Consider the following 7299-nt stretch of genomic DNA (forward strand, 5'->3'; position numbering starts at 1 on the left):
CAGCCCACCCATCGTTCCAGAACAGGTCTTTATCAATCGACCGCTCGATCAATCAGCGTCAACGGGGAACAAAGCTCACTAAAATCACGATTCAAGCTGTCTCAAACCATTGACACATTCCGGGCGATCTGGATTGGCTCATGCAAGGTTCTCCTGGACGCATTGGGCTGCGGATGCGAGCTACGATTGGCAGAGCAATGCATCTGCAAGCTCACCACCCCGGCCCTCCTGTCATTGAGGCTCAGACGGGCACATGGCTTTTTGCGGGCAAGCTCGTGGCTTCTTCAGGGCAGTTGCGCCTGCGCGCAACTCACGGATCGCGACCACTCCTTGAGCAGGCGCGCGTAGCCGTGTCGGCAGGTAAATAGTTCACTAACGCCGAGCTCTACCGCGATGCCTACGAAGAAGCCCAGCGCATCATTCGCATCAGCGACGAAATACGCATCTCCCACGAACCCGTCGCCCCCGATGCCGCCGCCGAACAAACCGAGAGTTCAGCCGCCACCGTTTCGGGTACGAATACGCCCTGGGTGTGGTTGCAAACGAACGTTGACCACACCCGGCCCTCTCCCACGGGGAGCGGGGGGCCGCTTCGTGTCGCCGCCACGCTGGCTGAGCTTGTCGAAGCCACCCGACCCAGCTTTGCAACCTCAATGCTCGCGTGGGCACCTTCAGGGCTCGCTTCGGTGAGGCACCCTTCGACAAGCTCAGGGTGCGTCAAGGCGATTCCATCGCTACCGCCTTCGGATTCTCATCCGCCCTTCGGGCTGTCTCTCAGTGCGAAGAGGGCAAGCCATCGTCCGTTTCGGGTACGAATACGCCGTGGGTGTGGTTGCAAACAGACGTTGACGAGACCCAGCTTTGCAACCTCAATGCTCGCGTGGGCACCTTCAGGGCTCGCTTCGGTGAGGCACCCTTCGACAAGCTCAGGGTGCGTCAAGGCGATTCCATCGCTACCGCCCTCGGACTCTTATCCGCCCTTCGGGCTGTCTCTCAGTGCGAACAGGGCAAGCCATCGTCCGCTTCGGGTCGCCGCCACGCTGGCTGAGCTTGTCGAAGCCAGCCGACCTAGCATTGCAACCTCAATGCTCGCGTGGGCACCTTCAGGGTTCGCTTCGGTGAGGCACCCTTCGACAAGCTGAGGGTGCGTCAAGGCGATTCCATCGCTACTGTTGGCCGCATCGCTAGTACCCGGTCAATGCTTGCTGTAGATGCGCTTCTGGCTTCAGCAACGCGGGGCGATGCGCCTTCCAGCGCCACAGCATGGCAATCATCAGCAGATCAACCAGGATGGCGAATACCGAGGCTTCCAGACCGAAACTGCCACCGTGGATCCATTCCGCTCCGCTGCGCTCGACCTGCCAGAGGCCGGCTTGGGAGAATCCGCTGACGCCAAAGCCCAGCACCGAACCTTGCATCCAGTTCCAGCCCAAGTGCAGGCCGACAGGCAGGGCCAGGCTGCCCGTGCGCAGGTAGGCCAGGCCGAGCAGGATCGACCCCAGAAACAACTCAAAGGAGGCGATCAACAGGGTGCTGCCCTGCATGTCCGGGTTGCCCCAATGCGCGCTGGCAAACAGCACGCCGAACAGCAGTTGCGCGATCCACGGACGGCTGCCGTCGATCAAGCGCTGGAACAGGAAGCCGCGAAACAGGGTTTCCTCGAACAAGGCGATCCAGCAGAACACATAGAGTCCGGAAAGCAAGGTCGCCAAGCCGGCGCTGGGATTGAGCTGTAGCGTGACGGAGCCAAGCAGCCACATCGCCAACACTGCCAGTCCCACCGATGCGCAGCCGATCAACAGCCCGGCACCGGCCTGCTGCGCCCAGGCCCGATTCAAGCGCAAGCCGACTGACGACCAGTCCTGGCGACGCAGAAGCAGACAGATCCAGGTGACCAACAGAACAAAGCAGAACTTGGCCGGCTCAAGCCATACTTCATCGATGCCGTGGGCCCGCAGCCAGCGCAACACTGGCGTGTATACCAAGCGACTGGCTAAGAACAGCGCCAGGAAAAGGACAATCCACACCCCGTTTCGCCATCGGCCGTGCGCATCAATCAGTAGCTTCTTCAATCCCGCCCCCAGAACAAGACACAGTCGCCATTCGATGCGAAAGCGGGCGCAAAGGTTTGAACCAAATTCTGATGAGGTACCGCGCTTGGCCGGACCTGGGGAAATGGCTGCCTCAAAGCTCGCACTCAGGGCTGCCTGCTGTGGGGTGACTGCAGGGTTGACGGCCCTCCTCAGCTGACTGTTGCAGCGGACTTTCAAGGACCGTGTGGCTCTCCTGCCCGTGAGGCGCGGAGTGCCGGAGGGTGATGCGCGATTTGTCTGCGGCCGCTGTTTGTCGAACGACCGCGTTGGGCCGCGGGCGTTCTGACCGCCGCTAGATCGTCCTGGTCAGGCGCGCAAGCGCAGCCGCGCTGACGGTCATCATCAGCCCGATCAGCAGCAGCATCAAGGCTGGGTTGGATGCTGGGATCACCTGCGGCGCCATCGCTGTGCCGGGTTGCACAATCAGCACGCCGCTGCTGATCTGGGTAATCGACCCAGCAGACCCTTCCCGCATCGAGAGGGTGAATGGATAGCTGCCCGCGGCCGGGGCAGTGAACGTCTGAGTGACTATGCTGGGCCCTGGGGGGAGTGTACCCAGCACGCTGTAGGTGACTAACACGTCGATGCTGGCGCCGACGGAAATTGCAATCGTGTCGGGTAGTAGTGCGCCCTCGCGCACGAAGAAGAACGTGGTCGGCTGGCCTTCATGCGGGCTGGATGGGGTAAACCCGAAAGAGGACTGTGCGTGTGCCATCCCGGGGACGGCCAGCAACAGCGCAACCCCCAGCAGGATCGACAGATGGCAAGCGGCGACGATGCGTTGCATGACCTGGCAGCCTTGATTGACGTGGTCAGAGTGTCTGTCGAAGCTGCTGGTTATTTCAAGTGAATGCTTGCGCCACAGTCCGTTCCACCGATCTGACAATTTCCTTGGCATCAGCTATCCGTCAGTGCCCCTTCCCTGATTCGGCATGCTGCTTCGCAGACAATGCGACTGCGATTTAGGGGTAGCGCATGAAGACTCGCCCTGTCATGGTGCCTGGGTTATCCTCCGCCGGCTTTCTTCGCAGGGTGAACAGCATGCAACTCAAGGATCAAGTGATTGTCGTCACCGGTGCCTTTGGCGCCCTGGGTCGCGCCGTGTGTGCGCAGTGTCTGACCGAGGGCGCGCGGGTGGTGGCGCTGGATCGGGCCGAGACCAACGCGGCCGCGGCGCATGCGTATCGCCTGGACATCGGTGGCGTGGATCTCACCGACGCTGCGCAGACCGGTGCGGCCATTGAGCGGGCGATCGCCAGGTTCGCCCAGATTGACGGCCTGGTGAACGTCGCCGGCGGTTTCACCTGGCAAACCGTCGCCGATGGCAGCGCCGCCGACTGGCAGTCGATGTATGCACTGAACGTCGCCACTGCGGTGGTGACCACGCAGGCCGCCTTGCCGCATTTGCTGCAGCGCCAGACAGCACGCATCGTCAATATCGGTGCCAATGCTGCGCTCAAGGGCAGTGCCGGTATGGGGCCGTACACCGCTTCCAAGGCGGCCGTGCTGCGCTTAACCGAGAGTTTGGCGGATGAGCTGAAGGACAAGGGCGTCAACGTGAATGCCGTGCTGCCGAGCATTATCGACACCGTGCAGAATCGCGCCGATATGCCCAAGGCCGAGCACGATCGCTGGGTGACGCCCGAGGCGCTGGCCGAGGTGATCGTCTTTCTACTCGGCCCCGGCGCCCGCGCCATTACCGGCGCACTGATTCCGGTCACCGGACGAGTGTAGGGCGGGCCCCTGGCCCGCCATCAGGACACCAACTCCGGCGCTTGTTCACCCGCAGGCATTGCTCGGTTCGGCCTCGAAGCCGCTGTTGAAGATCGCATCCGGATTCATTGGCAGGGCACGTTGGGTGGTTGAACTCAGGAAGCCGAAGCCGGGAATGATGGCCACGGTTTCAGGAATGGCATTGAACCAGGTCTGCACCGAAGGACTCAGCACCAGCTGCTGACCAGTGTCCGATTCGAGCAGGTTGGCGCCGACATAAAACACATCGAGGTCGAGCAAAGTAAATGCGTCAGGCACCGGTCCCTCGATGTCATTGGCCTGCAGGTTAAGTACCGTCAGTGCGGGAAGGTTGCCGAGACACGCCGGCAGCCTGCCTGATAATTGATTGAAGCCGAGATTCAACTCTTCGAGTTGGCTCAGGTTGGCCAGCTGGTGTGGGATGGGGCCGGTGATGGCTTGCCGGTCGGCCAGCAGGCCCACCGGGGCCCCGGCTATTCGCAGTTTGCGCAAGGCCGACAAGTTGCCCAGTGAGGTCGGCAGGGTCGAGGAAAAATCATTGAACGACAGTTCCAGCTCTTCCAGCATGGCGAGATTCCCCAGGGAAGCGGGAATGGCGCCGCTGAGTTGGTTGCCGGCCAGGTCCAGCGACTGCAGCTTGGAGAGCAGGCCGATGTTGGCCGGCAGGCTTCCGCTGAAGCTGTTGCCGTCGAGGTGCAGTTGTTCCAGATCCGGCATCTGATCGAGGTAGCCCGGCAAGGGCCCCTCGATGTCATTGCTGCGAAGGTCCAGCCGTTGCAGTCGGGTCAGGCCGCTCAGATCGGGCAGGGGGCCGGACAATCTTTCACCCGCGTCGAAGCCGTCGGAAAACAGATTCAGCACTTCGAGCTGAGTAAGGTTGCCAAACGTGGCCGGAATCTGTCCGCTGAAGCGGTTGCCGCCGAGAAAGAGGTTATCGAGCTGGGTCAGATTACCGAGGCTGGCGGGGAGCGGCCCCTCGAGATTGTTGAAGCCGATCTGCAGCAGTTTCAGCGCGGTCAGATTGCCCAGGTAGCTGGGCAACTCGCCGTCGATGCCGTTGCTCGACAGCTGCAGAAACTCCAGTGCCTGCAGACCCCGCCACTCTGGGGGGAACGGTCCGTTAAGGCCATTGAGGGCCAGATCCAGCGCAATTACTCGTCCGGTCAAAGGATTGACGATGACTCCATGCCAGGAATCCACATCGGGCGTGCCCCAGTTGCTGTTGTTGATCCAGTTGTCGCCATTGGTGCTGTTGTAAAGCACCACCAGATCGAAACAATCGAACAGATCGACGTTGACGTTGTTGCAAAGCAGCACGCTGAGATTGCCCGCTCGCGCTGAGCAGGGTAGCGCGAGGAGCAGGAGCAGAACGATGGCGCTGGCAATGGCGCGCATTGGCACAGCATAGCCCCGGGCGGTAACCGACTCAACGAAAGCGGGTGCGGCACGCGCTGGTTGCTGCAGGCAGCCACAATCGCAAGAGCGTATCCTGCACTCTGCCATCGGTATCCCGACCTCTGGGGAGTGGTCGCCATGAATCCGAAGACCAATTCCACGGTGATTGAAACTGCGCTCAGCGGTGTCGACCTGATTGCCCAGCCGCTGCTCAACAAGGGCACGGCGTTTACCGAGGCCGAGCGCGATGCCTTTGCACTGCATGGCATTCTGCCGCCGAGCATCGGCAATCTTGACGATCAGGTGCGGCGTCGGCTCACCGTGTTGCGTAGCTTCGCCACCAATTTCGAACGCTATTCCTTTCTGCGTGATCTGCAGGACACCAACGAAACCCTGTTCTATGCCCTGCTGATCCGGCATATCGAGGAGTTGTTGCCCTTGGTGTATACGCCGACGGTGGGTGAGGGTTGTCAGCGTTTCAGCGAGATCTGGCGCAGGCCGCGTGGGCTGTTTCTGAGTTATCCGAATCGCCACCGGATGCGCGACATCCTGGCCGATCCGCGTTTCGATCAGGTGCGGGTGATCGTGGTCAGCGATGGTGAACGCATCCTTGGCCTGGGTGATCAGGGCGCCGGTGGCATGGGTATTTCGATCGGCAAGCTATCACTGTATACCGCCTGCGCCGGCATCCACCCGGCCAGCACCCTGCCGATCCTGCTCGATGTCGGTACCAATAATCAGGAGCGACTCGACAATCCCCTGTATGTCGGCTGGCGCAACCCGCGAATCAGCGGCGAGGATTACGAGGCCTTTGTCGAGGAGTTCGTCAGCTGCATAGCCGAACGTTTCCCCAACGCTCTGCTGCAGTGGGAAGACTTCGCTGGCGCCAATGCTGGCCGTTTGCTGGCCCGCTACCGCGATCGCCTGTGCACCTTCAACGACGATATTCAGGGCACCGCGGCGGTGGCGGCCGGCACCCTGATGGCGGCGATCAGGGTCAGCGGCAGTTCGCTCACTGAACAACGGGTTGTGCTGGTGGGTGCCGGGGCAGCTGGCACCGGCATTGCTGGGCTGCTGGTCCAGGCGATGATGGACGCAGGTCTCAGCCAGGGCGAGGCGCGCAGCCGGTTCTACCTGATCGATAGCAAGGGCCTGGTCGCCCACGGTCTGCGTCCGGTCGAAGGCGAGCGCGCGCAGTACGCGCAATCGGCTGAGGCGGTGGCCGATTGGCAGCTGGATCAGGCCGGGCGGATCGAACTGCTGGATGTGGTGCGCAACGCAAGACCGAGCGTGTTGATCGGGGTCAGCGGCCAGGCTGGGGCCTTCCACCAAGCGGCGGTGCGAATGATGGCTGAACAGGTCGCTCGACCGATCATCTTCCCGCTGTCCAACCCGACCTCACGCAGCGAAGCCACCCCGGCCGATCTGGTTGCCTGGACCGAGGGCCGCGCCCTGATCGGCACCGGCAGCCCTTTCCCACCGGTGCCGTTCGGCGATCGGCTGATTCCAATCACCCAGACCAATAACTCCTACATCTTCCCCGGCGTGGGGCTGGCCGTGCTGGCGGTGCATGCGCGCCGGATCAGCGATGCCATGTTCATGGCCGCCGGCCGCGCCCTGGCCGAGCTATCACCGGCTCGCAACGACTCGCACGCCGCCTTGCTGCCGCCGGTCGATCAACTGCGCGAAGTGGCGATCGCCGTCGCCTTCGAGGTGGCCCGCCAAGCTCAAACCGAAGGTCTCGGCGAAACCTGTGGTGATGAGGAACTGCGCCAGCGCATTCAGGACTTGGTGTGGGAGCCGGTGTATCGGCCGTATCGGCGGGTTTGATCGGCCGCCGACGCCGACGTCCAAGCTTGCGCCGGTAGGCCATAGGCCCACCTTACGAGCTGCGAGGCGGAGCGGACGTAGGGTGGGCGTGTCGCCCACCGTCGTGACGTTCAAACTTTGCGCCGACGTCCAAGCTTGCGCCGGTGGGCCATAGGCCCACCCTACGAGCTGCAAGGCGGAGCGGACGTAGGGTGGGCGTGTCGCCCACCGTCGTAACGTTCAAACTTTG

At 62.2% G+C, this 7299-nt stretch carries 5 protein-coding genes; 2 read left to right on the forward strand and 3 right to left on the reverse strand.

What is annotated here, in order from left to right; translation table 11 throughout:
- Window positions 1-1184 precede the first annotated feature (1184 nt).
- The gene (locus IFO71_RS21050) at window positions 1185-2072 is read right to left on the reverse strand and encodes a CPBP family intramembrane glutamic endopeptidase (protein WP_192031660.1); all 888 of its coding nucleotides are present in this window, start codon (window positions 2070-2072) and stop codon (window positions 1185-1187) included.
- 313 nt (window positions 2073-2385) lie between these two features.
- Window positions 2386-2880, reverse strand: a complete 495-nt coding sequence (locus IFO71_RS21055) for a hypothetical protein (protein ID WP_225444851.1) — start codon at window positions 2878-2880, stop codon at window positions 2386-2388.
- A 188-nt stretch (window positions 2881-3068) separates the two neighbouring features.
- Between IFO71_RS21055 and IFO71_RS21060 the strand changes: the two genes are divergently transcribed.
- On the forward strand, window positions 3069-3827 hold the full coding sequence (locus tag IFO71_RS21060) for an SDR family NAD(P)-dependent oxidoreductase (protein ID WP_225444852.1): 759 nt from the start codon (window positions 3069-3071) through the stop codon (window positions 3825-3827).
- Between the two features lie 45 nt (window positions 3828-3872).
- Here IFO71_RS21060 and IFO71_RS21065 read toward each other — a convergent pair whose 3' ends face one another.
- Window positions 3873-5240, reverse strand: coding sequence for a leucine-rich repeat domain-containing protein (locus IFO71_RS21065; protein ID WP_192031662.1), 1368 nt, complete (start codon window positions 5238-5240; stop codon window positions 3873-3875).
- Window positions 5241-5378: 138 nt separating this feature from the next.
- On the opposite strand from IFO71_RS21065, the gene IFO71_RS21070 reads away from it, so the two are divergent.
- Window positions 5379-7070 (forward strand): NAD-dependent malic enzyme, encoded by a 1692-nt coding sequence (locus IFO71_RS21070; protein ID WP_192031663.1) that lies wholly within the window; start codon window positions 5379-5381, stop codon window positions 7068-7070.
- The last annotated feature ends 229 nt before the right edge of the window (window positions 7071-7299 follow it).

Source organism: Pseudomarimonas arenosa (genome assembly GCF_014841215.1).
Lineage (GTDB): Bacteria > Pseudomonadota > Gammaproteobacteria > Xanthomonadales > Xanthomonadaceae > Pseudomarimonas > Pseudomarimonas arenosa.